Below are 26,033 nucleotides of genomic sequence, written 5' to 3' on the forward strand. Positions count from 1 at the left end.
TGTTCACCCGCCATCGGCAACCCACGTCCGATTGCAGCCCGAGGCCTTCGGCCTCAAGTCGCCTCCATACCGTCTAGCCGCGGTCCAGCAGATCCGACGAGCCCAGCACCCGCTCGATCTGGACCTCGATCACTACCCGCCGGGGATTGGCGCGCGGCGTCCGATATCGCTGGGCATAACGAAGCTCGGCGTCGCGGACCGCGTCGAGTTCCTTGTTCACCAAGGCGCGGCCCTCCAGGGACAGCCACCGCGCCCCGTCCACCTGGCTGAGCACCGCCACGCCAGCGCGCTCGGCATTGAGTGCCTTCTGAGATCCACCGGTGGTGATCACCCGGGCGATGTGAGTCTTGGGGTCGAAGGTGAATCCCACCGCCACCACGTGCGGAGAGTTGTCGGTGCGTAGCGTGGTCAACATGGCCAGATGGCGTTCGGAGAGGAACGCCAGCGCATCGTCGGTGAGACGGGTCGTGGTCTTGGCCATCGCCCTTCACGCTAGCGCAGGCAATAATCACAGCCGTGGACGACACCCGCGTTGGTCCGGTGGTAATTTTCGGCGGTCGCAGCGAGATCGGCATTGAACTCGCCCGCCGCCTGGCGCCGGCAGCGACCGTGGTGCTGGCGGCCCGTAATGCCGACCGGCTCGAGCATCAGAAATCCACGCTGCTCGCCGCCGGCGCCAGCGCCGTGCACACCCAGGAATTCGACGCCGACGACGTGGCCTCGCACGGCCCGTTGGTGAAGGCACTGATCGCCGAACACGGCCCCATCGGCACCGCGGTCCTGGCGTTCGGAATCCTCGGTGACCAGGGCCGCGCCGAACACGATGCCGCGCACGCCGTCGCCATCGTGCATACCGACTACGTCGCCCAGGTCAGCCTGCTCACCCATCTCGCGTCAGCCATGCGCACTGCTCAACAGGGATCGCTGGTGGTGTTCTCCTCGGTGGCCGGGGTGCGCGTGCGGCGCGCCAATTACGTCTATGGCTCGGCGAAGGCCGGCCTGGATGGCTTCGCGAACGGACTGGCCGACGCGCTGCACGGCAGCGGGGTCCAATTGTTGATCGCCCGGCCCGGGTTTGTCATCGGACGCATGACCGACGGCATGACGCCCGCACCCTTGTCCAGCACTCCCGAACAGGTCGCTGCCGCCACAGCCCGAGCGTTGGCCAAGGGTCGGCGCACGGTCTGGATTCCGTGGGCGCTGCGACCGATGTTCTTCGCGCTGCGACTGTTACCGCAGCCGGTATGGCGCAGGATGCCGCGATGATCATCGTGGTCGGCATCGGCGCCGACGGAACCGCCGGCCTGTCCGCGGCCTCCAGATCCGAATTGCAGCGGGCCGCAACCATTTACGGATCAAAGCGGCAGCTCGAACTGATCGACGACACCATCGCGGCGCCGCGCCGGGAGTGGCCGTCCCCGATGCTGCCCGCGTTGCAGGCCCTGCCGGCCGACGGGCCGGACATCCACATCGTCGCCAGCGGTGACCCGCTGCTGCACGGCGTCGGCGGCACGCTGATCCGTCTCTTCGGTGCGGAAAAGGTGCGGGTCATGCCGCACGTATCGTCGGTCACCCTGGCGTGTGCGCGGATGGGCTGGAACGTCCACGACACCGAGGTGATCAGTCTGGTTACGGCCGAACCACACACCGCCATCCGGCGCGGCGGCCAGGCGATCGTGTTGTCGCGCAACCACACCACACCGAAGACCCTGGCCGCGGCGCTGGACGCCTACGGTCGTGGCGACTCCGAATTCACGGTCCTGGAACTGCTCGGCGGGCCCGACGAACGCCGCCGCGACGGCACCGCCCGCACGTGGGCGCACGACGCCGGCCACGACGTCGACGATCTCAACGTGATCGCGATCCGTTACCTGCCCGACAGTCGCAGGGCATCCTTACCTGACGACGCCTTCATGCACGACGGACAGATCACCAAGCACGCAATCCGGGCGGCGACACTGGCGGCCCTGGACCCGCGGCCGGGCGGGCGATTGTGGGATGTCGGCGCGGGCTCGGGCAGCATCGCCGTCGAGTGGTGCCGCAGCGCGCCGGGTTGCACCGCGGCGGCGTTCGAACTCGACGAACGACGCCGGCTCAACATCGGATTCAACGCCGCGGCCAATGGGGTGAGCGTCGAGGTGCGCGGGGCCGCGCCTGACGACTTCGCCGGGACGCCGCACCCGTCGGCGATCTTCGTCGGCGGCGGTCTGACCCGCCCGGGCCTGCTCGACGCCTGTCTGGAACACCTGGCCGCGGGCGGGCACCTGGTGGCCAACGCCGTCACCGTGGAGTCTGAAGCCATTCTGGCGCAACTCTATTCGAGACTTGGCGGTGACCTCCGGCGGTTCCAGCATTACCAGGGCGAACCGCTGGGTGGTTTCACCGGCTGGCGGCCCCAGTATCCCGTCACGCAATGGTCGGTGACCAAGCAGTGACGGTCTACTTCATCGGCGCCGGGCCCGGCGCCGCGGATCTGATCACCGTGCGCGGCCAGCGGCTCCTGCAACGCTGCCCGGTGTGCCTGTATGCCGGCTCCATCATGCCCACCGACCTTCTCGCGCAATGCCCGCGCGACGCCAAGATCGTCGATACCGGCCCGCTGACGCTGGATCAGATCATCGCCGAGCTTGCCGAGGCCGACGCCGCCGGCCGCGACGTCGCACGGTTGCACTCCGGTGACCCGTCGCTCTACAGCGCGCTCGCCGAGCAGTGCCGGCGACTCGACGCCATCGGCGTCGGTTACGAAATCGTGCCGGGCGTACCGGCTTTCGCCGCCGCAGCGGCCGCGCTGAAGCGGGAATTGACCGTCCCCGGAGTCGCGCAAACCGTCACTTTGACCCGAGTCTCGACCCTGTCGACCGCCATGCCGCCCGGCGAAGACCTCACGGCCCTTGCCCGATCCGGTGCCACGCTGGTTCTGCATCTGGCCGCAGCGCAAATCGACAGCATCGTCCCGCAGCTCCTCGCTGGTGGCTATAGCGCTCAAACCCCCACGGCTGTAGTCGCTTTCGCTAGCTGGCCCAAGCAGATTGTGCTGCGTGGCACGTTGGCCGACATCGCCGGGCAGATGCATCAGGCCAACGTCACCAAGACCGCCGTCATCGTGGTCGGCGACGTGCTGGGGGCCGAAGGTTTCACCGACAGTTATCTGTATTCGGTAGCGCGGCGTGACAAAGGGCCACACTGATGCGGGTTTTGCTGCTCGGCGGTACCGCCGAGGGGCGCGCATTGGCGAAAGCCCTGCACCCAGATGTCGATATCGTCAGCTCGCTGGCCGGCCGGGTTCCCGACCCAGCGCTGCCGGTGGGCCCGGTGCGTATCGGCGGCTTCGGCGGTGTCGAGGGACTGCGCCAGTGGCTGCGCGACGAACGCATCGACGCCGTCGTCGACGCCACCCATCCGTTCGCGGCCACCATGACCGCGCACGCCGCGCGGGCGTGCGCCGAGTTGCGGGTTCCGCACCTGGTGCTGGCCCGCCCGCCCTGGGATCCGGGTTCGGCCACCGTCGTCGCGTCAGACACCGCAGCAGCGAAAGAAGTTGCCGCGCGACGCTATTCGAGAGTCTTTCTGACGACCGGACGATCCGGCGCCGCCGCTTTCGCCGACAGCGACGCCTGGTTCCTGATCCGCGCCGTCACCGCTCCCGATCACACCGCGATGCCGCGACACCACCGGCTGCTGCTCTCGCGCGGCCCGTACCGGTACGACGACGAAGTGAAGATTCTCGCCCAACACCGCATCGACGCGCTGGTGACCAAGAACAGCGGTGGCGAGATGACCCGCGGCAAGGTGGATGCCGCCGCGGCACTCAGGATTCCGGTGGTGATGGTGGAGCGACCGCCGTTACCCGAGGGAGTCAGGACGGTCGGCAGCGTCGCGGCAGCCGCGCGCTGGGTAATGGAGGTATGTACACCGTGAGCTCGCCCCGATTCCGCCGACGCGAATTGTTGACGGCGGCCGCCGTGCTGCCGCTGGCGGCGTGTGCCAACGGTGCCCGTCGCACGCAGCCGACTGCCACCTCGAGCCCAGCGCCGGACCAGTCCAATCGGTTCGCCGAAATCGAGCGACGCTACCGGGGCAGGGTGGGGGTCTACGTGCCCGCCAGCGGCACGGCCGCGGCGATTGCCTACCGCGCCGACGAACGGTTCGCGATCTGCTCCACGTTCAAAGCGCCTCTGGTGGCGGCGGTGTTGCACCAGTATCCGCTCGCCTACCTGGACCAGCGCGTGACTTTCACCAAGGCCGACATCACCTCGCCGTCGCCGATCGCCGAGCAACACGTCGACACCGGGATGACCGTCGGCGAGTTGTGCGATGCCGCCATCCGCTACAGCGACAACACCGCCGCTAACCTGTTGCTCAACCGGATCGGCGGACCCGCGGGCTTGACCGCCTACCTGCGCAGCCTGGGGGACAGCACGAGTCGACTGGACCAGGCGGAGCCGGAGCTCAACGGCAACCCGCCAAACGATGAGCGGGACACGACGACGCCGCGCGCGATCGCCGGTGTCTTCCAGCAGCTGGTGCTGGGCGACGCACTGCCGCAGGACAAGCGGACGCTGCTCATTGACTGGATGGCCCGCAACACCACCGGCGGAAAGCGGATCCGTGCCGCGTTCGCGGCTGACTGGAAGGTGAGCGACAAGACCGGGTCGGGCGACTACGGGCGAGCCAACGATGTCGCCGTCGTATGGTCGCCGGCCGGCGTTCCCCACGTCATCGCGATCTACACCGATATGGCCGCCGGCGGATACGACGCTCAGCCCGACGAGGCATTCGTCGCCGACGCCGCGCGCATCGTGGCCTCCGCTTTGAGGGACTAGCCCGGATAGGTGCGGGGCGTGAACACTCGGTCACCGGAATCTGTTGTATGCCACTGTGTTTGGGACGAACCGATGATCAGCAGGCAGCGCATGTCGACGTCGGCGGGGTTCAGGTCCGCCAGCCGCACCACGCGTACCTCCTCGTCCGGCCCGGACACGTTGCGGCCGATCACCACCGGCGTGCCCGGTTCACGATGGGCCAGCAGCAGATCCCGCATGGCGCCGACCTGCCAGGTCCGCGACTTCGACGCCGGGTTGTAGATCGCCAGCACCAGATCGGCGGCCGCCGCGGCAGCCACGCGTGCTGCGATGACGTCCCACGGCTTGAGCCGGTCCGACAGTGAGATCACGGCATAGTCATGGCCCAGGGGCGCGCCCACCCGGCTGGCCACCGCCTGGGCGGCGGTCATCGCGGGGATCACCCGGACCTGCACGTCCGGCCACTGCTTGGCCTCCTCGAGAACCGCAGTGGCCATCGCGAACACACCCGGGTCACCCGATGACACCACCGCCACCGCGTGCCCCTGCTCGGCCAGCGAGCAGGCCAGGCGGGCGCGGGCCGGTTCGTCGGTGTTGTCGCTGGCGTGGCGCCGCTGCCCTTCGCGCGGCGGGACGCGGTTGAGATATCCGGCGTAGCCGATCAGGTCGGTGGCGCCGGCCAATTCGCGCCGGCTCTGCGGTGTCATCCAGTCGGTGCCACCCGGCCCCAGTCCCACCACGGCGACGGAGCCGGTCGCACTACGGCGGCGCCTGCCGCCCGGGAGCATGGCCAGTGAAAAGTACGGCACGCCGGTCTCGTCGACGTCAGCGGCGGGCAGCACCCGCTGGCCCTTGGTGCTCGCCCGCTCCACGTAGAACGTGTCGCCGAGCTGTCCGGAAGCCGAAAGTGCCTCGCGCACATTGTGATAGGAGCGACCGAGTTTGAGTATCACCGCCGCGTCGGCATCGGCGAGCCGGCGGGTCAACTCGGCTATCGGCAGCGTGCCCGGCAACACCGAGAGCACCTCGTCGCCGGCCACCAGGGGAGTGGCGACGGCGGCCGACGCGGCGCTCACCGACGTGACGCCCGGCACGATCACCGCGTTGAACCGCTCCGTCAGACGGGTGTGCAGATGCATGTAGGAGCTGTAGAACAGCGGGTCGCCTTCTGCCAGCAGTGCCACGTTGCGCCCGGCGGTCAGGTGTGCGGCGATCCGCTCGGTGGCCGCGACGTAGAAGTCCTCCAGCGCGCCCGCATACCCCCCGGGATGGTCGGTCGTCTCGGTGGTCACCGGATACACCAGGTGCTCTTCGATCTGACCGGGCCGCAGGTACGGTTCGGCGATGCCGCGCGCGATGCTGCGACCGTGGCGGGCGCTGTGATACGCCACCACGTCTGCCTCGCCGATGAGCCGCGCCGCCTTGACCGTCACCAGTTCTGGATCGCCGGGACCCAGCCCAACCCCCCATAGCGTGCCCGTCATTCGCGCTCGTTCGCTATCGCGTTGACGGCCGCGGCGGCCATGGCACTGCCGCCGCGGCGGCCCAGCACCAGCAGATAGGACATGCCGCGCGGGCGCTCGATGAGCTCCTGCTTGGACTGGGCGGAGCCGACGAAACCGACGGGCCCACCCAGTATTGCCGCGGGCGGGGCAACCCCTTCGTCGACCAACTCCAGCAGGCGGAACAGCGCGGTCGGGGCGTTGCCGATCGCGACCACGGCGCCGTCCAACTCATCGGCCCACAGGTCGACGGCGGCCGCCGAGCGGGTGGTTCCCTGCTCGGCGGCCAACGTGGCCGCACGTGGATCGGCGATCAACGACACCACCTCGTTGCCCACCGGCAGCCGCGCCTTGGTGATCCCGGCAGCCACCATCGACGAGTCGCACAGCACCGGCGCGCCGCCGCACAAGGCGGCCCGGGCCCGGCTGACCACATCGTCGGTGTAGGCCACGTGCTCAGCGACGTCGACCTGGCCACAGGTGTGGATCAGGCGGACCACCACGCGTTCGACGTCGGCGGGAAATCGGGTGAGGTCGGCCTCGGCGCGGATGGTCGCGAACGACTGCCGGTAGATCTCCGCGGCGTCGCGGATGTAGTCGAGCACTCGCTCACCTTAAGACCTCAGCAGCCGGTACCCCGTGCCGGTGGCAACCAGCACCTCACCATCCACCGGGCTGCCGCACGCCCGTTCGCAGCCGACGAAGTGCCGGTGCCCGGGGTAATCGGCGTCCAGTGCTTGCGCGGCGTCTGCCCGCACGTCTGCCGCGGAGTGGGCGCAGCCGGGGCTGCCGGTGCACGCGCTGACGGCCAGCCAGGGGGAGTTCTCGTCGAATATCAGACCCAGCGGCGCCAGCACGCGGAGTGCGACGTCCGCGCGTTCTTCGGGGAGGTCGCACACCAGCACAGACCGCCACGGTGTGATCAGGATCGGTGCCTCGATGGCGGCCAGGAATTCGGCGACGCGGGCGGCCAGCACTCCGAGAGGCACGGCGGCTCCCAGCGCGACCCGACCGTCGTCCTGCGGGATCCAGCCCACCGGCGCCTTGCCGAGTGGGGGCAGGGCGGGACCCAGCTCGGCGCCCGGCAACAGATCACCGAGATCATCGAGTTCGGTTACCCGCCAGGCCTTTCCACGGATCTTGACAAACTCGAACGCCACGTCGATCAAGCTCTGGCAGACATCGGTGACGGGGATGCCGGTATCGCGACCGGCCAGCAGCAGTCTGGGGCCGTCCGGAAACACGTGCACCCCGACATCGGCGTGCAGACCCGACACGTCACCGCGGCCGTCGTCCAGGCTGAACCAGAACCTGCCACCCAGCCCGGCCAGGCCGGGTTCCGCGCAAAGCGCCGCGTCCAGGTCGGCAACCCAACCCCGCAGATCGGCGTTTCCGCCGAGCCGGCCGGACAGCGGGGACGCCACGATGTTGCGGACGCGTTCATGGGTGGGTGAGGGCAGCAGCCCGGTTTCGGCGATGGCCTCGGCGACCTTGACGACGTCGGTGACCGCGCGTAGCTGAACGTTGCCCCGTCCGGTGAGCTCCAAGGTCGCCGACCCGAAATCGGCAGCCAGGCGAGCCAGCGTCGCCAATTGCGCGGAGGTGAGCGTGCCGCCTGGCAACCGAACCCGTATTAGCGGGCCATCTGCGGCCTGGTGCACCTGCAGCGCGCCCGGGCAGGCGTCGGAGTCGCGGAGTCGGGCCACCTGCCCAGATTACTGACAACCCGGCACCGGTCCCGAAGTCCGAGCAGACGTCGCCCGGACTTCGGGATCGACGCTCAGTGGATGTGGCCCTCGTGGTCGTGCGGGACCGTCTGGTGCAGCTGCGAATACAACGCGTCGCAACCGGACAGGGTCGAAGCGGCGAAAATCGCCGCCGCCGCGACGACCACCACTCTCGCCGTCAGCCTGAATTTCCTGGACGCCGTGCGCATCTGGTTTGCTCCTCTCGTTTCAGTGACGGCCAATGGTTATTGAAAATGATTGTCATTAACAAGTGGGTGACGCTGACTCAAAGAATGTGCACATGTTTTGTACGACCCCGCCGGGCCTGGTTTGTCGACGCGATCCGCGGGCAACCGGTGTCTGTGCAGACGCTCGAATACGCCCGGGGGCGGTCGGTCGATGTCTTCGGCGACCAGGCGCAGCCGACCATCCTGCTGTGGCATGGGATGCAGAGTGACGCGCGCGCTGCGGTCCGGCCCCTTGCGCGGCGGCTGGCCGAACACGGTGCCACCGTCATCGCGCCGGACTGGAATTCTCACGCCGACGATGGCGGGCGCGCAGACCTGATGCGCTCGGTCGACTTCGCCCGCGAGCGGGCACCCGGCGGCATCGTGCTGGTGGGATGGTCCATGGGTGGTGCCGCGGCCGCGGGCCTGACGCTGGATGCGCAGCGCCTCAACGTCGCGATCGCGCACACCGTCTGCCTGGCCGGCGCCTTCATGGCCACCGACCCGATCTCTGGACGTACCGTCACCGAGCTGCTGTCCGGCGGCCAGGCGCATACTCACTTCACCCTGCTGCACGGTCTGGCCGATGACGTCGTACCGCCCACTGCGAGTGAAGAATTCGCGTCGGCGCTGCAGCATGCCGGTTGGCCGGTGCAGGTGGTGACACTGGCGGCCGATCACGGTTCGATCGCCGGCGCCGACTACGACGCGGCCGCCGATCGTTACGTGCCGGGCGAAAGCGACGGCGCGCAGCAGGTGGCCCGGGACGTCGCGGAGCGGATTGCAGTGCTCGCCCGCGCCGAATTTAAGTAGTCGACTACTCTAAGCGCCCGCGCGGCGCCGCAGCACACTTCGTGGCAGTCCATGGACAAAGGAGTGTGCAATGGTGCGACACGGTGGTCATGCGGTGGTGCTGGGTGCCAGCATGGGCGGCCTGCTGGCGGCCCGGGTGTTGTCCGACTACTACGACCGGGTGACGGTCGTCGAACGTGACGTCCTGCCCGACGAGCCGGTCAACCGCCGTGGGGTTCCGCAGGGGCGGTTGATCCACGCCTGCCTGGCGAGGCTGACCCGGGTGCTCGAAGAGCTCTTCCCCGGCATCCGGGACGATCTGATCGCTCAGGGGGCCACCACCTGGGACGACGGGGATTTCGCCAAGCTGGACTGGTCGTTCAACGGGCATGCGCTGGTGCGCTCGGGCCGGTCTGCGGCCGCGCCCCAGATCGTGTCACCGAGTCGTCCGATGCTGGAATGGAATGTGCGACAACGAGTTCGGATGATTCCGAAGGTGACCTTCTGTGAGCAACACGATGTCGTCGGTCTGACCGCGACACCAGATCGCCGGCGTGTCAACGGGGTGCGGGTGATCGACCGCCCGGCCGACCATGAGAAGACCCTCGCAGCTGACCTCGTCATCGACGCCACCGGACGCGGGTCCCGCACGCCGGTCTTCCTCGAGCAACTCGGCTACGGACGCCCACCGGAGGACGAGGTCAAGGTACAACTCGCTTACGCCAGTCAAGTCGTTCACATACCGCCCGGCATCATCAAAGAACACATGATCGCCCACTTCCCGCGACCGGGCCGGCCGCGGATGTTCGCAATGATCGGATACGAGAACAACTCCTGGATGATCGCTGCCGGCACCATGGCCGGGCTCGAACCGCCGCGTGATTACGCCGAAATCCTCTCTTACGCAGCAGAATTTGCGCCCGACGTCGCGGCGGCGATGCGCCACGCTGAGCCGGTCGGCGACATCGTGCACCATCGAGTGCCCTCCAACCGGTGGCGGCGCTACGACAAGATGCGGCGGATCCCCGATGGTCTGCTGGTCCTGGGAGACGCCGTGTGCAGCTTCAACCCGATCTACGGGCAGGGCATGACGGTTGCCGCCGTCGAAGCGACGGTGTTGCGGGACTGTCTGCGACGCGGCGGTCATCACCTGGTCCGCCGCTTCACTCACACTGCTGCGAAAAAGGTGCGGGTCGCCTGGCAGACCGCCGTGGCGTCGGATCTCGCGCTGCCAGAGGTGCCGGGTCCGCGACCGCTGTGGATTCGCTTCAACAATTCCTGCCTCGAACCGGTGATGACTGCGGCGGAGTCCGACCCCGTCGTCGCCGCGCAGTTCATGCGGGTCACCGCGATGATCGACCCGCCGACTCAATTGCTGCGGCCCGCCATGTTGCTGCGGGTCGCGCGGGCACAACACCGCCGGACGGACGTGCGGTCCGTCCACGAGGGGTCCGGCGGAGTTGTGGGCACCCGCGAATCTCTGGGGACGCCGGCCCGATCGGCGTAACGTGCACGTCATCGCCAACACCGGGAGGCTGTCATGCAGCAATGTGCACTGAAGGTCGCGATCATCGGCGCCGGCATGTCCGGCATCTGCATGGCGGCCAAACTGCAGGATGCCGACATCGAATCGTTCACCATCTTCGAGAAGGCTGACGACGTCGGAGGCACCTGGCGCGACAACACCTATCCCGGACTCACCTGTGATGTGCCGTCGCGTTACTACTCGTACTCCTTCCGGCCGAACCCGAACTGGTCGCACTGGTTGCCGCCGGGAGGGGAGATCCAGCGCTACTTTCAGCAGGTGGCCGACGAGCGTGGTATTCGTCCGCACATCCGGTTCGGCACCACCGTCACCCGGGCCGAATACGACGATGGAAAGTGGAGGCTCACCACCGAGGCAGGGCAGGAGACGTTCGACGTCCTGGTCACCGCGACCGGAGTGCTGCGGGTGCCGCGCTACCCGGACATCCCCGGCCGCGACTCATTCGCCGGGCCCGCGTTCCACTCGTCACGCTGGGACCACTCGGTGTCGTTGCCGGACAAGAGGATCGGTCTGATCGGCACCGGATCCACCGGAGTGCAGATCACCGCGGAGCTGGGCGGCACGGTGCGGCAGCTCAAGGTCTTCCAGCGCACTGCCCAGTGGGTCTACCCGCTGCCCAATCCCCGTTACTCGAAGCTGACGCAGGCGCTGCTGTCGCGCTTCGCGGGGCTGAATCGGTTGCCCTACTTGTTCTGGGGTTGGTTCTTCCGGTTGATCTTTGGCCGCGCCCCGATCCAGCCGGGTTGGCAACGGCGCCTTGCCACCGCCGAATGTCGTTGGAACCTACGGCTTTCGGTGCGCGACCCGCAATTGCGCGCCAAACTCACCCCGAACTACCAGCCGATGTGCAAACGGCAAGTGATGGCTGGGCGCTTCTACAAATCCGTGCAGAAGCCTGGCGTGGAAATCATCACCGACCCGATCGATCACATCGAGGCGCGCGGCATCGTCACCGCGGACGGCGTCCTGCACGAACTTGATCTGCTGGTGTTCGCCACCGGGTTCGACGCCCGGGCCTATGTGCGGCCGATGGAGATCATCGGGGAAGGCGGGTTGACCCTGGACGAAGCCTGGGCCGACGGCCCGATGGCGTACCGGTCCATCGCTGTACCGGGCTTCCCCAACCTGTTCATGATGATGGGACCGCACTCGCCGATCGGCAACCAATCCCTGATTCCCATCGCCGAGGACCAGGCGAACTACGTGATGTGGTGGATCGAGCAGTTGCGCGCCGGGCGGGTGGTCGCGGCCGCGCCCACGGAGGCCGCTACCAAGCAATACAACGAAGACATGAAAGCAGCTATGCCGCAGACCATTTGGGTGAGCGGCTGCAACAGCTGGTATCTCGGCAAAGACGGCTTGCCGGAACTGTTCCCGTGGACGCCGGAGACCCACCATGAGCTGCTGCGGCAGCCCGAGCTCGCCGACTTCGACGTGCGAAGGGCCTGAACCCGGCTACACGCGACGGGGAACGCTGCCCAGTTCGCGCAGCCAGCCCTTGCGGGCGGCATCGTGCCATTTCAATGCCGCGGGTACGGCGCGCCATCCCTGTCTGATGGTCGCGCGCACTGCGCGGTAACTGGTCTCGTCGACGCCGGACCAGCCAATCCCGAAGCGCTCGCGCACAATAGGGGGCAGGCCGCCGAAAATCACCAGGCGCATCGGCGGCGCCAGCGCGGTGCGGACGGGCATGGTCGGCAGCAGAATATCCATGATCGGTTTGAGCAGGGGAGTGCTCGGATAATCCGGTGACGCGCTCATGTCGGGGATCGCGGTGCGCTGGATGAACTCGATCAGAAAGTCCGAAGCAGCGTTGGGCTGCAGCACTTCTGCGCAGTAGCGCTCATATTCGCGGTTGAACTCGCGCAACGTCGGTGGCAGTACCGATTCCGACATGCCGTAGCGCCGGTACCACTCGCAGCCCTCCTGGTAGAGCTGCTCACGCTCGCGGTCGGTGAGGCGGTGCACATCCCAGTATTCCGCGAGGCGGTGCACCATCACCTGGAACGTGGCGTGCGCCCACCAGTACGTCTCCGGTTTGAGGGCGTGATAACGCTCTCCGCCGGGCATCTCTCCCTTGATGTCGCGGTGAAAATCCCGCACCCTGAGCCCGGTCTCGTCAGCCTCGGGTCCGTCGTAGATGGTACCGAGAATGCCTGGTAGGGAACGGAATACCCGATCCACGGGATCGTCGAAGAAATTCGAGTGGTCGATGAGCCCCTGGCCGATGGCGGGATGCATCGTCTGCATCAGGCCGGCCGTACCCCCTTCGAACGCGATCCGCATGTCGCCCGCCCAGCGCCACAGCAATGACCGCGGGCCTAGGTCGATGCGAGTGCTCACAGCGGTAACTTTCCCACGTCGTGGGCCTGGTCGCCGAAATATTGGCGCAGCACTTTTCGCCGTGACTTGTCGCCCCACCGCTGGACGTAGGCGGTACCCCACCGGGTACGGGTAAGTAATTGATAGCGAACGACATTGGCAGCCAAGACCGGCAGTACCGCCACCGGCAGTGCCGAGGGCAGCTCTAGATCGCGCATTCCTTCGGCACGCAGAAAGTAGCGCAGCATACTGAGCAGCCGGGCGCGCGCGTAGGCGCCGCGCACCCGGCGCAGGTTGGGAAAGTGCAGCCCGCGCTGCGCCTCGACGATCGCATTGGCCAAGGGCGGACCCGCCGAACTCACATCGGACTGCGTCAGCAGTAGGTGGTAGTTGAGCCGGTGCTGTTGACGCTCGGTGTCACAGAGCCAGTCTTCGTCGACCCCCATCAGCCATCCGACGTACTTCCACAGATGCATGATGGCGAGGGAATCGTCGCGGGTCACCCGGACCCCGAGCAGTCGAACGCCCAGCAGCAGTGCCCCGTTGAAAAGCCCCAGGGTTGCGGCCTGGTCGGCCTGGTTGATCGGCAACCCCCATTGCCCGGCGTCCCATCGTCCGTTGGTCTCGAAACGCTGATTGACCAGCGCGTGCATCAGCCTGACATGCACGGTGAGCTTGAATCCCGGTTGGTCGCGGCGCATGCCGTCCGGTGCCGAGATCGCGACGGCCCACTGTTGGGTTTCGGCAAGTCGGCGCACGGTGGTAGACCCGGTCAGGCCGCCGGTCTCGACGAGCAGGTCGGTCGGCCCGCCGAACCGGTATCCGCCGATCAGCGCCAACTGCAGCATGACGTCAGCGGCGTTGCTGCCCAGCCGCCGGTAGGCCGCGGCGCCACGGTTGAGCAGGTCGAAGTCGACCCAGTCCGGCGTGCGCTCGACGACGGTGAAGAACGCGCGCAGCGCCGCAGGGCAGTCCGGCACCGCACCGACACCGGACTCCAGCGCGAGGTTGAACTGGCCCATCGACACCTCGCCGGCTCGCATCGCCTGCACCAGGGCGGCGCCGCACTCGTCGCGCTGCATCAGCCGGCGGCCGATGCGCTCGATGAGCTCGGTGTCGGGCTGTGTGGTTCGGGTGAGAAGTTTCAGAGGTCGCCCCAGTCGGCGGTTACGGCCCTCGGCGCCGAGGAAGCGTCGTGGATATCCGGCGTCCTCGGTGGGGTTGAGCTCCGTCTTGAGCAGAACCTCGGGGTGTGCCACCATGACGACAATGCTGACACGAGCTTTTATTCACGTTCAATTCGCGTTCTGATGGCCAGAGCCAACAAGGGCGGCGCCCGAAGAACGCCCAGCCAAGACCGTTCCCGGACCATGGTGGAACGGATCCTGAACGCGGCCCAGGAGGTTCTGATCGCCCACGGATACGACGGGGCGTCCACCAACCGCATCGCCGCCGCCGCGGGGGTCAGCCCCGGTTCGCTCTATCAGTACTTCCCGAACAAGGACGCCATCGTCGCCGCGGTCATCGACCGCTACAGCGACGAGCTGGCAGCGGCGGTCGCATCCACGCTGGCGCAGTCGCTGGATCAACCTGCGCCCGATCACGTGCGAAGTTCGGTGGCTGCGCTGCTGGATGCGCTCGACGTGCACCCGGAGTTCCTGCGTGCGGTGATCGAACAGACTCCACGCCTGGGTTCCAGCGGCAAACTGGTCGCCTTCGAGCAACGCATCAGCGAATTGACCATGGCGTACCTGATGCTGAACCGCCGTCAGGTGCGCCCGGATGTCCGCTTCGATACCGCATCATGGATGTTGGTGCGGATGGTCGAGCATCTCACCATCCGCTACATCCTCGACCGTCCGGACATCTCCCGAGACGAGTTCCTCTCAGAGATAACGACTTTGGCCCTGAACTATCTCCGGGTTCAGGAGAGGCCGGTCCGCCGGGTGTAAACGTCGTGCTGCTCGCGTTGCAAGTCGCTGGTGAAGACGCGCCCGGTGCCCAGGGCGCGGCCGAGGGCCTCGGCGACACCCAGCGGCATCAGACGCTGAGCCCACACCGTGAGCCCCAGCGAACGAGGGATGGCCACCCGTGGTTCCGGCTTTGCAATTACGCCGACGACCGCCCGTGCGACGTCTTCCGGTTCGGCGTTCTTGAAGCCCTTCGCATGCCCGACGCCGGCGACCATGTCTGTGTTGGTGAGCGTCGGCATGATCACGGTGAAATGGACACCCCTGCCGCGGGTCTCCATGCGGACCGCGTCGGTGTAGCCGAGCACGGCATGCTTTGTCGCGCAATAGGTTGCGATGCCCTCGGTGGGCAACACGCTGCCCAGCGACCCGATGTTGACGACGTGGCCGCGGCGGCGGGGCAGCATTCGTTGCGCGGCCAATTTAGTGCCCAGGATGACCCCATGGACGTTGACGTCGAACAGGCGTTGAGTGGCCTCGTCGCTTTCCTCGACCGCGCTGCCCACCGTGATCAGGCCGGCGTTGTTCACCACCACGTCGAGGGGACCGAGCTGATTCTCCGCGGCGTCCAGGAACTCGGTGAACGACGCGCGATCAGTGACGTCCAATCGTGTAGCGAGTGGCAACCCGAGGCGCTCGCCCGCTGCCTGCGCGCCGGCTTCGTCGATGTCCCCGATGGCGACTTTGGCGCCCGAACTGTGCAGCGCGCTGGCAATGGCCAGGCCGATTCCGCGAGCGCCTCCGGTGATGGCGACGACTTTTCCGGCAACCGAGGATGTCATCGCTACACGGTACGACGTCGCGACCCTCGCCGTCCCCCCAATCCCTTGCTGATTTGCGGTAGGCAGCGCATCGTCGCGCCGATGACCGGCGGTGACGCAAAGATTTGTTGAATTCAACTGTGCTACAGACTTTTACATCGCAGTCACGGCAAAGCGGTAGAGTAGCGCCGGTGGTCGCCGCCTCATCGAAAGAACGGATGCTTGCCGGGGTCGCGGCGGCAGCCGTCGCCCTCGGCGTCGCCCAGCTGGTCAGCATCCCGTTCGGTGGGCGGGCCGATGCCCGGACTGCCGTCGGCACTGCAGTCGTCGACCTGACACCCGGACCAGTCAAAGAATGGGCGATTCAGACCCTCGGAACACTGGACAAGCCGTTCCTAGCCGTCGTGGTGCTCATCGTGATCGCGACGCTGGCGGCGATCGCCGGGACCCTCGAGACCCGGCGCCGTCCGGTCGGCAGCGTAGTGATCGTCGCGGGCGGTGTGCTCGGATGCGTCGCCGTGCTGTCGCGGCCCGGTGCGACAGCACTCGACACGATCCCCACCATTGTCGGCACCGCCTGCGGTGTGGCGGCCCTGCGCCTGCTCACTCGTCGAATCACGCCTGATCCCGGGCACCCCGACGAGAGCAGCGACCAGACGGATGCGGGCAGGCGCGGGTTGCTCGTCCTGGGCGTGCTCGGATTCGGAATCGTCAGCGGTGTCGCGGGTGCCGTCATCGCCCGGTTGGCGCAGTCGGTGGCCGCCGACCGCAGAACTTTCGTCCTCCCGCCACCTCGGTCGTCGGCACCGCCGATACCGGCGGAGGTGCAACCGAAAGGCGTTGCGCTCCCGAGCTTCATCACACCCAGCACCGATTTCTACCGGATCGACACCGCGCTCAGTGTTCCCCAGATCAGTCACCGCGACTGGCGCCTGCGCATCCACGGCATGGTCGACCGCGAAACCACATACAGCATCGACGACCTCGCCCGTTTCAACATCGTCGAAACGGCGGCAACGCTGACCTGTGTGTCGAATCCAGTTGGTGGAAAACTGATTTCAACGGGCATCTGGACGGGGTACCGGGTGGCGGACCTGCTGGCGGCGGCCGGTGTGCACACGGACGCCGATATGGTGCTCTCGACCTCGATCGACGGCTTCACCGCCGGCACGCCGGTGCAGGCCCTCACCGATGGCCGCGAAGCGTTGCTGGCCGTCAGCCTCAACGGTCAGCCGCTGCCGGTCGAGCATGGCTACCCGGCCCGTCTGGTGGTGCCTGGACTCTACGGCTACGTGTCGGCCACCAAGTGGGTCGTCGAGCTCGAGCTGACCCGCTTCGACAAGGCGCAGGCCTATTGGACGCGGCAGGGGTGGGCCGCGCAGGCGCCCGTCAAGACCGAGTCCCGAATCGACGTGCCGAGGAGAGGTCAGCAGGTGCCACTCGGGCCGGTGGTGTTCGGCGGGGTCGCCTGGGCGCAGAACCGTGGCGTGCGTGCCGTGGAGGTCCGAATCGGCGACGGGGCGTGGCAGCCCGCCGAACTCGGCGCCGCCTACTCCAACGAGACGTGGCGGCTGTGGAGCTTTCCGTGGCAGGCGAAAAGCCCTGGCAAGCAGACCATTACCGTGCGCGCCATCGACAACACGGGCGCCGTCCAGACCGAGCAGCGAGCCGACCCGGTCCCCGACGGCGCTACCGGCTGGCACAGCGTGAGTTTCTCCGTGACGGAAAAATGAGGCTACTTCGAAGACAGCTTCCGCCAACTGAATACCGCGATCGCCACGCCGACCAGCGCCGTGATCGGACCGATGACGGACCACGTGGTGGTGTTGCTCATCGGGCTACCGCCGAGCACTCCGAATCCCTGCAGGGCCCAGATCAGACCGAACAGCGCGATGATCAACCCGACCGCGAAGGTGACGACGAAACCCCTGCTCATACTCCGAACCCTACGTGCCGATTCGGTAGCGCGACCGCGCTGCGGTACGAATGAGGGGTGGCTGAGCCGACCGTTCTGTTGCTGTCGACGTCCGACACTGACCTGATCAGTGCCCGCTCCAGCGGAAAGAACTACCGGTGGGCGAACCCGGCACGGCTGTCTGAGGTCGAGTTGCCGGACCTGCTGGCCGACGCGTCGATCGTGGTGGTGCGGATCCTCGGCGGGTACCGCGCCTGGGAAGACGGCATCGAGACGGTGCTGGCCAGCGGGGTGCCGACGGTGCTCGTCAGCGGCGAACAGGCCCCTGACGCGGACCTGACCGGCCGCTCCACCGTCGCGGCGGGCATCGCGGTGCAGACGCACATCTACCTGGCGCACGGGGGAGTGGACAACATCCGCCAGTTGCACGCATTCCTGTCCGACACGGTGCTGATGACCGGGTTCGGTTTCTCGCCGCCGGTGGCGACCCCGACCTGGGGTGTGCTGGAGCGTACGGCCGCGCCGGCGCCGGGTCCGACGATCGCGGTGCTGTACTACCGCGCCCAGCAGCTGGCCGGCAACACCGCGTACGTCGAGGCACTGTGCCAGGCGATCGAACGCGCGGGCGGCAAAGCGTTGCCCGTCTACTGTGCGTCGCTGCGCACCGCCGAACCCGAATTGCTGGCGACCCTCGGTGCAGCCGACGCGATGGTGGTTACCGTGCTGGCTGCGGGCGGTGTCAAGCCCGCCGCGGCGTCGGCCGGTGGGGACGACGACAGCTGGAACGTCGAACACCTTGCAGCGCTTGATATTCCGATTCTGCAGGGGCTGTGCCTGACCAGTTCCCGGGCACAGTGGAGCGACAACGACGACGGCCTGAGCCCACTCGACGTCGCCACTCAGGTCGCGGTGCCCGAGTTCGACGGCCGCATCATCACCGTCCCGTTCTCATTCAAGGAGATCGACGACGACGGCTTGATCTCCTACGTTGCCGACCCGGAGCGCTGCGACCGGGTGGCGGGTCTGGCGGTGCGGCATGCGATGTTGCGCCGCATCGCCCCCGCCGACAAGCGCGTCGCGCTGGTGTTCTCGGCCTATCCCACCAAACATGCCCGCATCGGCAACGCCGTCGGCCTCGATACCCCGGCCAGTGCGGTCGCACTGCTGCGGGCCATGGGTGACGCCGGTTACCAGGTGGGAAATCTGCCCGGCGTTGAAGCCGGCGACGGCGACGCACTGGTCCACGCCCTGATCGAACGCGGGGGACAGGATCCCGACTGGCTTACCTCGGAGCAGTTGGCCGGCAACCCGATTCGGGTGTCGGCCGCCGACTACCGCGAGTGGTTCGCCACCCTGCCCGCCGAACTGACCGATGCGGTGACCCGGCACTGGGGTCCCCCGCCCGGGGACCTGTTCGTCGACCGCACCAACGACCCCGACGGTGAAATCGTCATCGCCGCAATCCAATCCGACAACCTGGTGCTGATGGTCCAGCCGCCGCGCGGCTTCGGCGAAAACCCCGTCGCCATCTACCACGATCCCGACCTCCCGCCCAGCCACCACTATCTGGCCGCCTACCACTGGTTGGATGCCGGGTTCGGATCGCACGCGATCGTGCACCTGGGCAAGCACGGAAACCTGGAATGGCTGCCCGGCAAGACGCTCGGCATGTCGGCTGCCTGCGGATCCGACGCCGCACTGGGCAATCTGCCGCTGATCTATCCGTTCCTGGTCAACGACCCCGGCGAGGGCACCCAGGCCAAGCGCCGCGCGCACGCGGTGCTCGTCGACCACCTCATCCCGCCGATGGCCCGCGCCGAAACTTACGGCGACATCGCGCGTCTGGAGCAGCTGCTCGACGAGCACGCCAACGTCGCCGCACTCGATCCCGCCAAGTTGCCCGCCATCCGCCAGCAGATCTGGACCCTGATCCGGGCAGCCAAGATGGACCACGATCTCGGGCTCACCGAACGTCCCGAAGAAGACACCTTCGACGACATGCTGCTCCACGTCGACGGCTGGCTGTGCGAGATCAAAGACGTCCAGATCCGCGACGGCCTCCACATCCTGGGTCAAAAGCCCACGGGGGACGGTGAACTCGATCTGGTGCTGGCCATCCTGCGGGCCCGTCAGCTGTTCGGCGGCACGCACGCGTTGCCGGGCCTGCGCCAGGCGCTGGGCCTGGCCGAAGACGGCACCGACGAACGCATCTCGGTCGACCAGACCGAGGCCGCCGCACGCGGGTTGATAGCGGCGATGCAGGAATCCGGCTGGGACCCGCACGCGGCGGATCGACTCACCGACAACGCCGACGTCGCGGCCGTGCTGCGCTTCGCCGCCACCGAGGTGGTGCCGCGCCTGGCCGGCACCGCATCGGAGATCGAGCAGGTGCTGCGGGCGCTGGACGGCCGGTTCATCCCGTCCGGTCCCTCAGGGTCACCGTTGCGGGGGCTGGTCAATGTGCTGCCGACCGGGCGTAACTTCTACTCGGTCGATCCCAAGGCGGTGCCATCCCGGCTGGCCTGGGAAGCCGGTGTGGCGCTGGCGGACTCGCTCCTGCAGCGTTATCGCGCCGATCACGGACAGTGGCCGCAATCGGTCGGGCTGTCGGTATGGGGCACCTCGGCGATGCGCACCGCGGGTGACGACATCGCCGAAGTGCTGGCGTTGCTGGGCGTTCGACCGGTGTGGGACGACGCGTCCCGGCGCGTGGTTGACCTCGCCGCAATCTCGCTGCCTGAATTGGGCCGGCCCCGCATCGACGTCACCGTGCGGATTTCCGGTTTCTTCCGGGACGCATTCCCGCACGTCGTCACCATGCTCGACGACGCGGTCCAGTTGGTCGCCGCCCTTGACGAGCCGGACGAGGACAATTACGTCCGCGCCCACGCGCAAGCCGACCTGGCTCAGCACGGTGACCAGCGACGCTCCACCACAAGGATTTTCGGATCGAAGCCGGGCACCTACGGCGCCGGACTGCTGCAACTGATCGACAGCCGTAATTGGCGCGACGACGCCGATCTCGCGCAGGTGTACACGGCCTGGGGCGGATTCGCCTACGGCCGCAACCTGGACGGCCGCGAAGCCGTCGACGACATGAACCGGCAATACCGGCGAATCGCGGTGGCCGCCAAGAACACCGACACGCGCGAACACGACATCGCCGACTCCGACGACTACTTCCAGTACCACGGCGGCATGGTGGCCACCGTGCGCGCGCTCACCGGCCAGGCTCCTGCTGCCTACATCGGCGACAACACCCGGCCCGACGCCATCCGCACCCGCACCCTGTCGGAGGAGACCACTCGGGTGTTCCGGGCCCGGGTGGTCAACCCACGCTGGATGTCGGCGATGCGCCGGCACGGCTACAAGGGTGCGTTCGAAATGGCCGCGACGGTGGACTATCTGTTCGGCTACGACGCCACTGCCGGTGTGATGGCCGACTGGATGTACGAGCAACTCAGCGAGCGCTACGTGTTGGATGCGGAGAACCGCAAATTCATGAATGAGTCGAATCCCTGGGCGCTGCATGGCATGGCCGAGCGACTGCTCGAGGCCGCCGGTCGGGGCATGTGGGCCGAGCCCCAAGCAGACACGCTCGACGGATTGCGCCAGGTGCTGCTGGAAACCGAAGGCGACCTCGAGGGCTGATTTCGCCTGGCGAGCAGACGCAAAAGCCCCCAAAAGCCAACGGTTTTGGGGGCTTTTGCGTCTGCTCGCGCAAGGGCGGCTACCGGAAGAAGCCCGAGGTGTTGTCGCTGGTGTTGTAGCCGCCCGAGTTGTAATTGCCCGAGTTGCGGAAGCCCGAGTTCCAGGTGCCGGAATTGGCGTAGCCGATGTTGTAGCTGCCGGTGTTCTGGAACCCCGTGTTGACCATTCCCGAGTTGCCGTATCCGACGTCGTTGAAGCCTGAGTTGGAGATGCCCACGTTGTACTGGCCGGTGTTGAAGAAGCCCACCCCGTTGGTACCCGTGTTGAAGAATCCCACGTTCGGGGACAGGTCCGGGGTCAGCATCATCGAGCCGCCCTGCCCGTTCCCCTTATTCTCGAAGCCATAGTTGTACTGGCCCGCATTGCCGTAGCCGGCGTTGTAACTGCCGATGTTGTAGAAGCCGGAGATGTGGTCGCCCGAATTGCCGAAGCCCGAGACGGTGCCGGCCTGCGTGAGCGCGCTGCCGAAGCCGGTGTTGACGCTGCCGCCGTTCCAGAACCCGGTGTTGAGGTTCCCCGAGTTCGAGAATCCGGTGTTCAGGGCGCCCGAGTTGAAGAAACCGACATTGCCGCCGCCGACCGTGAGCGTGTTCAAGTCGACACCGCCGGAGTTGAAGGCGCCGGCGTTGCCGAAGCCCGAATCGAAGATCCCCATGTTCGAGTAGCCGGCGTTATAGAGGCCGAAGTTCGTGTAGCCCGCGTTGGCGAAGCCGGAGTTGAATGTGCCGGAGTTCTCGATGCCGACATTGCCGGTGCCCGGGTTGAGCAGGCCCATATTGCCCTGGCCCGCGTTCAGAGCACCGAAGCTGAACGAGCCGGTGTTCAGCACTCCCGTGTTGTAGCTGCCCGCGTTGAACAGGCCGGTGTTGTGGTCGCCGCCGTTGAACAGGCCTGTGTCGAAGCTGCCCCCGTTGAACGCACCGGAATTGGCTGTGCCCGAGTTGAAGAGACCCCAGTTCTGACCGCCGCCAAAGGTGCCGCCGCCGGAGTTGAAGAACCCGGTGTTGTTGGTTCCGGAGTTGAACAGGCCGGAAGTGCCCGTCCCGGAATTGAATCCGCCGAAGCCGACCTGATTGTCACCGGTCAAACCGATACCGATGTTGTGGCTTCCGGTATTGGCCAGACCCCAGTTGCTGTCTCCGGTATTGGCGAAACCGAAATTGAAGCTACCGCTGTTGGCCAGCCCGATGTTCCACCCACCGCTGCCACTCCAGTTCAGCCCACCGATGCCGATCTGGTTGTTGCCGGACAAACCGATGCCGATGTTGCCGGTGCCGATGTTGCCGAAGCCGACGTTGTTGAGGCCGTTGTTGCCGACGCCGACGTTGCCGTTGCCGAGGTTGCCGAGACCGAGGTTGTTGTTGCCGACGTTCGCGTCACCGAAGTTGTAGGTGCCGAGGTTCGCACTGCCGAAATTGATCGACGAGATCTTGTTTTCCAGAGCCGCCTGAGCCAGGCTTCCGTTGCCGAAGCCCACGTTGAGATAGCCGGCATTGCCCAGACCGAAGTTGAACAGACCGAGGTTGCCCAAGCCCAGGTTGTTGCTGCCCAGGTTGCCGCTGCCGAAGTTTCCGCTGCCCAGGTTGCCATTGCCGAAGTTGTAACTGCCGGTGTTGCCGCTACCGAGGTTGAGGTCACCCACATTGCCCAGACCCAGCAGGCCGACGCTGGGGGACAACCCCAGAAGCGAAGCGCCGGCCGCCTCGGCGGAGGCATAGTTCGCGCCGGCGCTGTTCAACAGCTGAACGAATCGGTCCCGGAACGTGGCGGCTTGGATGCTGGCCGATTGGAACTCGATGCCGTGCCCGGAGAACAGCGCGGCCACAGCCGACGACACCTCATCGGCCGCCGCCGCCAGCACCCCTGTCGTGGCCTGGTGTGCCGCTGCGCCGGCTGCGCTGACCTTCGAACCCAGCTGGGTGAGATCTGCTGCCGCCAGAGACATCAACTCGGGTGCTGCGAGCACATAGGACACGTGATCTCCTCCATGAATCAGTAGTGCGTAGCTCGTTCGTGCGGGAACTGGAAAGCTTGCGGCGGAGGCAGATCGCGCGCACAGATGACCGCGGGCAATCCCTCACATGGAAGAAGTCGGCTCGAACCACCCAAAAGTTCCGGGGAATGTGACCCCGGTTCACTGGCCGGGCGGTCTCCTAGATGAAATCCGACCCGCCGTCCACGTTCACAGTCGCCCCGGTGACATATCCGTTGCGGCGAGATGCCAGATACGCGGTGATGGAGGCGATCTCCTCGGGCAGCCCGGCGCGTCCAAGGTCACAGGGGTGGTGGAAGTTCGTGTCGATCCAGCTCATTACGTCCCACGGATTGGTGGCATCGAGCCCGTCGGCGGCGAGGATGTCCTTGAGGTTCTCGGTGAAGCTGGCCGTCACAATGGTCCCCGGGCACACGCAATTGACCAGAATGCCCTCCGCAGCAAGGCTTTTGGACAAGTTCTTGGTGACGCTGGCCAGCGCCGCCTTGGACGCGGTGTAGGCGACCAGACGTGGGCTCTGCCGTTGGATCGAGTGCGCGGCCAGGGTGACGATCCGTGCCCAGTCGGCGGACCGCAGCAGAGGCAGCGCGGCGCGGATCGATCGCACCGCCGACATGGTGCCCAAGGCAAACGCGGCATCCCAGTCGGCGTCGTCTATCTGCTCGAAATAACCGTCAGCGGGTCCGATGGTGTGCACCACGCAGTTCAGTCGCCCCCACCGTTCGGCCACGGCCGCGAAGCCCGCGGCAATCGAGTCAGCGTCGGCCATGTCCACGCTGATCCCCACCGCGTCCGGAGCCCCCGCCGAGCGCAGTGATGCCACCGCCGCATCGAGTGCCTCTTGACCCCGCGCCATCACGGCCACGCTGGCTCCTTCGGCCGCCAGTGTCTCGGCGATGGCCAGGCCCATCCCCTTGCTGCCGCCCGTGACGACCGCGGTCGATCCCGCAAAGCCCAGATCCATGCAAGCTCCTCCGTCGCTCAGTGTGCGATTGTGCCTTGGTCCACCACCTAGCCCCGCGAGCAGACGCGAAATCGCACGCTGAAGCCCTTCCGGGTGCGATTTCGCGTCTGCTCGGCAGGCCACGGCCAGGTAAATTGGCACCCGTGACACCCACCTTCGCCGACCTGGCCAAAGCGCAATACATCCTGCTCACCACCTTCACCAAGGACGGCCGGCCCAAGCCGGTCCCCGTCTGGGCCGCTTTGGACAAGGAGAGCGGCGACCGCCTGCTGGTCATCACCGAGGGAAAGTCGTGGAAGGTCAAGCGAATTCGCAACACGCCGCACGTGCAACTGGCGATCTGCGACATGCGCGGTCGCCCCAAGAGCGAACCCGTCGACGGCACGGCGGCCATTCTCGACAAATCGCAGACGAAGCTCGTCTATGACGCGATCGGGAAGCGCTACGGCATCATCGGCAAGGTCTTCAATCTTTTCAGCAAGCTGCGCGGTGGCATGGACAACAACGTGGGCCTCGAGCTGCGAGTGGCATAGCGAGAAGTGCCGGCGACTCAACCCGTTGCGGCGCCGTAGCGCTGCCACCACTGGTACAGCTCGCCGAGGTCCGGCCAGCCGTTGACCGTCGCCAGCAGCAGCTGGGAGTCGCGGGTCCAGGCGACAACCGGCTGATCCTCGACGATTCCGCATACGACCTTGCCGCCGGGACTGGTCAGGTGCGGTCCGTAATTCCAGGTGCCCGGCGAGGCATTCGCACCCGGGCAGGACGACACCGACATGCTCGCCACGCTGGCGTAGAAGTCGGCCGTCAGCGCATCCAAAGAGTCATACAGCGTGAAGCGCGCATAGTCCGGCGTATCGGTGTGCAGGTCATCGGTGCAGTCCAGGCTCGCGATCCCCGCCGCAAAGGCATTGTCGGCCCGGCTGCACGAGGCGGCGCTGTACCCGGGCGGCAGCATTGCGATGACCTGCTGCTCAGCGGCGGTGAACTGCTCGGCGTCGGCCCGGCCGGGTGCGACCGCGACCAGGGCCAGGGCCAGGGCAGCCGAGCAGCCACCGGCCCAGCGCATCCGGGTCATCCCAGATGCTCGCCGAAGAATGCGAACACCCGGCGCCAGGCGTCTTCAGTGGCGGCGTCGTCGTAGCCGAACCCGGTGACACGCAACAGCGGCTGGGCGGGCAGCTGGTTGGCGAAGCTGTGCCCGGCGCCGCGATAGGACTTGATGTCGGCGGTGATGTTCTTGGCCGTGGTCACTTTGCGCAGTCGCTCCGCCGCGCCGACTCCCAGCGGGTCGCGGCTGCCGAAGCTGGCCACTATCGGGCAGGCGCCGTCCAGTGTCTCACTGAGCTTGCGCGGCAGCGGCGTCCCATAGAACGGCGCGGAAGCACCAAAACCTTTGGGCGACAGTACAAGAGCAAATTGGCCACCCATGCAGAAGCCGGCGATGCCGACCCGGCCGGAGCATTCGGGCATGCCCAGCAAATGCTCGCGCGCCGCCATCACGTCGTCGATGGCCGGACCGTGTTTGGTGAGCACGTCCCGCATCACCCGGGTGATGCACCGCGCCCGGCCGCCCCGCGCATAAAGGTTCGGCGTGAGCGCCACGTAGCCCGCGCGAGCCACCCGCTGCGACACCGCCTCGTTATCCGGTGCGTAGCCGATCGCGTCGTGGACTATCACCACTCCCGGCCACGGCCCCTCACCGGAGGGAACATTCAGCATCGCATCGATCGGTCCCGCGGGTGTGTTGAGCTCAATCGTCGTCATAGCGTCATCTAACTGCAGCCGGGGCGCGACCGTTCGA

General features: G+C 66.9%; 25 protein-coding genes. 12 read left to right on the forward strand and 13 right to left on the reverse strand.

The window, feature by feature from the left end:
- Window positions 1-73: 73 nt before the first annotated feature.
- A complete protein-coding gene (locus AO501_RS21735) occupies window positions 74-481 on the reverse strand; it encodes a F420-dependent biliverdin reductase (protein WP_055579687.1) in 408 nt (135 codons plus the stop codon).
- A gap of 35 nt (window positions 482-516) precedes the next feature.
- On the opposite strand from AO501_RS21735, the gene AO501_RS21740 reads away from it, so the two are divergent.
- From AO501_RS21740 to bla, 5 genes are read left to right on the forward strand one after another with little or no spacing between them, the layout of a single operon-like run.
- Complete coding sequence (locus AO501_RS21740) at window positions 517-1,266, forward strand: SDR family NAD(P)-dependent oxidoreductase (protein ID WP_055579688.1); 750 nt, start codon at window positions 517-519, stop codon at window positions 1,264-1,266.
- Window positions 1,263-2,435 carry a bifunctional cobalt-precorrin-7 (C(5))-methyltransferase/cobalt-precorrin-6B (C(15))-methyltransferase gene (locus tag AO501_RS21745; RefSeq protein WP_055579713.1) on the forward strand — a complete coding sequence of 391 codons (1,173 nt, stop codon included), beginning with the start codon at window positions 1,263-1,265 and terminating at the stop codon, window positions 2,433-2,435. Before AO501_RS21740 ends, AO501_RS21745 begins: the two co-directional genes overlap by 4 nt.
- Complete coding sequence (gene cobM, locus AO501_RS21750) at window positions 2,432-3,187, forward strand: precorrin-4 C(11)-methyltransferase (RefSeq protein ID WP_055579689.1); 756 nt, start codon at window positions 2,432-2,434, stop codon at window positions 3,185-3,187. Before AO501_RS21745 ends, cobM begins: the two co-directional genes overlap by 4 nt.
- Window positions 3,184-3,918, forward strand: a complete 735-nt coding sequence (locus AO501_RS21755; RefSeq protein ID WP_156452724.1) for a cobalt-precorrin-6A reductase — start codon at window positions 3,184-3,186, stop codon at window positions 3,916-3,918. The genes cobM and AO501_RS21755 overlap by 4 nt, the downstream gene beginning before the upstream one ends.
- Window positions 3,915-4,823, forward strand: coding sequence for a class A beta-lactamase (gene bla / locus AO501_RS21760; protein ID WP_082658773.1), 909 nt, complete (start codon window positions 3,915-3,917; stop codon window positions 4,821-4,823). The genes AO501_RS21755 and bla overlap by 4 nt, the downstream gene beginning before the upstream one ends.
- On the opposite strand, the gene AO501_RS21765 is transcribed toward bla, so the two are convergent.
- The 4 genes from AO501_RS21765 to AO501_RS37365 form a co-directional block, all read right to left on the reverse strand.
- Entirely contained in the window at window positions 4,820-6,286 is a 1,467-nt protein-coding gene (locus AO501_RS21765; protein WP_055579692.1) for a precorrin-2 C(20)-methyltransferase, read from the reverse strand. The genes bla and AO501_RS21765 overlap by 4 nt on opposite strands.
- Window positions 6,283-6,909, reverse strand: coding sequence for a precorrin-8X methylmutase (locus AO501_RS21770; RefSeq protein WP_055579693.1), 627 nt, complete (start codon window positions 6,907-6,909; stop codon window positions 6,283-6,285). Before AO501_RS21770 ends, AO501_RS21765 begins: the two co-directional genes overlap by 4 nt.
- Before the next feature lie 9 nt (window positions 6,910-6,918).
- Complete coding sequence (cobG, locus tag AO501_RS21775; protein ID WP_055579694.1) at window positions 6,919-8,010, reverse strand: precorrin-3B synthase; 1,092 nt, start codon at window positions 8,008-8,010, stop codon at window positions 6,919-6,921.
- Window positions 8,011-8,084: 74 nt separating this feature from the next.
- The gene (locus tag AO501_RS37365) at window positions 8,085-8,240 is read right to left on the reverse strand and encodes a hypothetical protein (protein ID WP_156452725.1); all 156 of its coding nucleotides are present in this window, start codon (window positions 8,238-8,240) and stop codon (window positions 8,085-8,087) included.
- A gap of 153 nt (window positions 8,241-8,393) precedes the next feature.
- On the opposite strand from AO501_RS37365, the gene AO501_RS21780 reads away from it, so the two are divergent.
- The 3 genes from AO501_RS21780 to AO501_RS21790 all read left to right on the forward strand — a co-directional run bounded on the left by AO501_RS21780 (window position 8,394) and on the right by AO501_RS21790 (window position 12,045).
- Window positions 8,394-9,071 carry an alpha/beta hydrolase gene (locus AO501_RS21780; RefSeq protein WP_055579695.1) on the forward strand — a complete coding sequence of 226 codons (678 nt, stop codon included), beginning with the start codon at window positions 8,394-8,396 and terminating at the stop codon, window positions 9,069-9,071.
- 70 nt (window positions 9,072-9,141) lie between these two features.
- Window positions 9,142-10,557: an FAD-dependent oxidoreductase gene (locus tag AO501_RS21785; protein WP_063892907.1), complete on the forward strand. Its 1,416-nt coding sequence runs from the start codon at window positions 9,142-9,144 to the stop codon at window positions 10,555-10,557.
- 33 nt (window positions 10,558-10,590) lie between these two features.
- Entirely contained in the window at window positions 10,591-12,045 is a 1,455-nt protein-coding gene (locus AO501_RS21790; RefSeq protein ID WP_055579696.1) for a flavin-containing monooxygenase, read from the forward strand.
- Between the two features lie 6 nt (window positions 12,046-12,051).
- On the opposite strand, the gene AO501_RS21795 is transcribed toward AO501_RS21790, so the two are convergent.
- Together AO501_RS21795 and AO501_RS21800 are read right to left on the reverse strand one after the other, a co-directional pair.
- The gene (locus AO501_RS21795; RefSeq protein ID WP_055579714.1) at window positions 12,052-12,981 is read right to left on the reverse strand and encodes an oxygenase MpaB family protein; all 930 of its coding nucleotides are present in this window, start codon (window positions 12,979-12,981) and stop codon (window positions 12,052-12,054) included.
- The gene (locus tag AO501_RS21800; protein WP_055579697.1) at window positions 12,936-14,180 is read right to left on the reverse strand and encodes an oxygenase MpaB family protein; all 1,245 of its coding nucleotides are present in this window, start codon (window positions 14,178-14,180) and stop codon (window positions 12,936-12,938) included. The genes AO501_RS21795 and AO501_RS21800 overlap by 46 nt, the downstream gene beginning before the upstream one ends.
- 108 nt (window positions 14,181-14,288) lie before the next feature.
- Between AO501_RS21800 and AO501_RS21805 the strand changes: the two genes are divergently transcribed.
- Window positions 14,289-14,870, forward strand: coding sequence for a TetR/AcrR family transcriptional regulator (locus tag AO501_RS21805; RefSeq protein ID WP_055579698.1), 582 nt, complete (start codon window positions 14,289-14,291; stop codon window positions 14,868-14,870).
- On the opposite strand, the gene AO501_RS21810 is transcribed toward AO501_RS21805, so the two are convergent.
- Window positions 14,843-15,670: an SDR family oxidoreductase gene (locus AO501_RS21810; RefSeq protein WP_055579699.1), complete on the reverse strand. Its 828-nt coding sequence runs from the start codon at window positions 15,668-15,670 to the stop codon at window positions 14,843-14,845. The two genes, AO501_RS21805 and AO501_RS21810, sit on opposite strands and share 28 nt — an antisense overlap.
- Window positions 15,671-15,867: 197 nt before the next feature.
- Between AO501_RS21810 and AO501_RS21815 the strand changes: the two genes are divergently transcribed.
- On the forward strand, window positions 15,868-17,382 hold the full coding sequence (locus AO501_RS21815) for a molybdopterin-dependent oxidoreductase (protein ID WP_055579715.1): 1,515 nt from the start codon (window positions 15,868-15,870) through the stop codon (window positions 17,380-17,382).
- Window positions 17,383-17,384: 2 nt separating this feature from the next.
- Here the strand turns inward: AO501_RS21815 and AO501_RS21820 are convergent, their stop codons facing one another.
- The gene (locus AO501_RS21820; protein WP_055579700.1) at window positions 17,385-17,585 is read right to left on the reverse strand and encodes a hypothetical protein; all 201 of its coding nucleotides are present in this window, start codon (window positions 17,583-17,585) and stop codon (window positions 17,385-17,387) included.
- 57 nt (window positions 17,586-17,642) lie between these two features.
- Between AO501_RS21820 and cobN the strand changes: the two genes are divergently transcribed.
- Window positions 17,643-21,215, forward strand: coding sequence for a cobaltochelatase subunit CobN (cobN, locus tag AO501_RS21825; RefSeq protein ID WP_055579701.1), 3,573 nt, complete (start codon window positions 17,643-17,645; stop codon window positions 21,213-21,215).
- 79 nt (window positions 21,216-21,294) lie between these two features.
- Here cobN and AO501_RS21830 read toward each other — a convergent pair whose 3' ends face one another.
- Window positions 21,295-23,250: a PE family protein gene (locus tag AO501_RS21830; RefSeq protein WP_055579702.1), complete on the reverse strand. Its 1,956-nt coding sequence runs from the start codon at window positions 23,248-23,250 to the stop codon at window positions 21,295-21,297.
- A 178-nt stretch (window positions 23,251-23,428) separates the two neighbouring features.
- Window positions 23,429-24,232: an SDR family NAD(P)-dependent oxidoreductase gene (locus AO501_RS21835; RefSeq protein WP_055579703.1), complete on the reverse strand. Its 804-nt coding sequence runs from the start codon at window positions 24,230-24,232 to the stop codon at window positions 23,429-23,431.
- 143 nt (window positions 24,233-24,375) lie between these two features.
- Here AO501_RS21835 and AO501_RS21840 point away from each other — a divergent pair, with 143 nt between their 5' ends.
- On the forward strand, window positions 24,376-24,765 hold the full coding sequence (locus tag AO501_RS21840; RefSeq protein WP_055579704.1) for a PPOX class F420-dependent oxidoreductase: 390 nt from the start codon (window positions 24,376-24,378) through the stop codon (window positions 24,763-24,765).
- A gap of 17 nt (window positions 24,766-24,782) precedes the next feature.
- On the opposite strand, the gene AO501_RS21845 is transcribed toward AO501_RS21840, so the two are convergent.
- Entirely contained in the window at window positions 24,783-25,307 is a 525-nt protein-coding gene (locus AO501_RS21845; protein ID WP_055579705.1) for a hypothetical protein, read from the reverse strand.
- A complete protein-coding gene (locus AO501_RS21850) occupies window positions 25,304-25,996 on the reverse strand; it encodes a dienelactone hydrolase family protein (RefSeq protein WP_055579706.1) in 693 nt (230 codons plus the stop codon). The genes AO501_RS21845 and AO501_RS21850 overlap by 4 nt, the downstream gene beginning before the upstream one ends.
- Window positions 25,997-26,033 lie beyond the last annotated feature (37 nt).

The sequence above is a fragment of the Mycobacterium gordonae genome (assembly GCF_001417955.2).
Classification (GTDB): Bacteria; Actinomycetota; Actinomycetes; order Mycobacteriales; family Mycobacteriaceae; genus Mycobacterium; species Mycobacterium gordonae_B.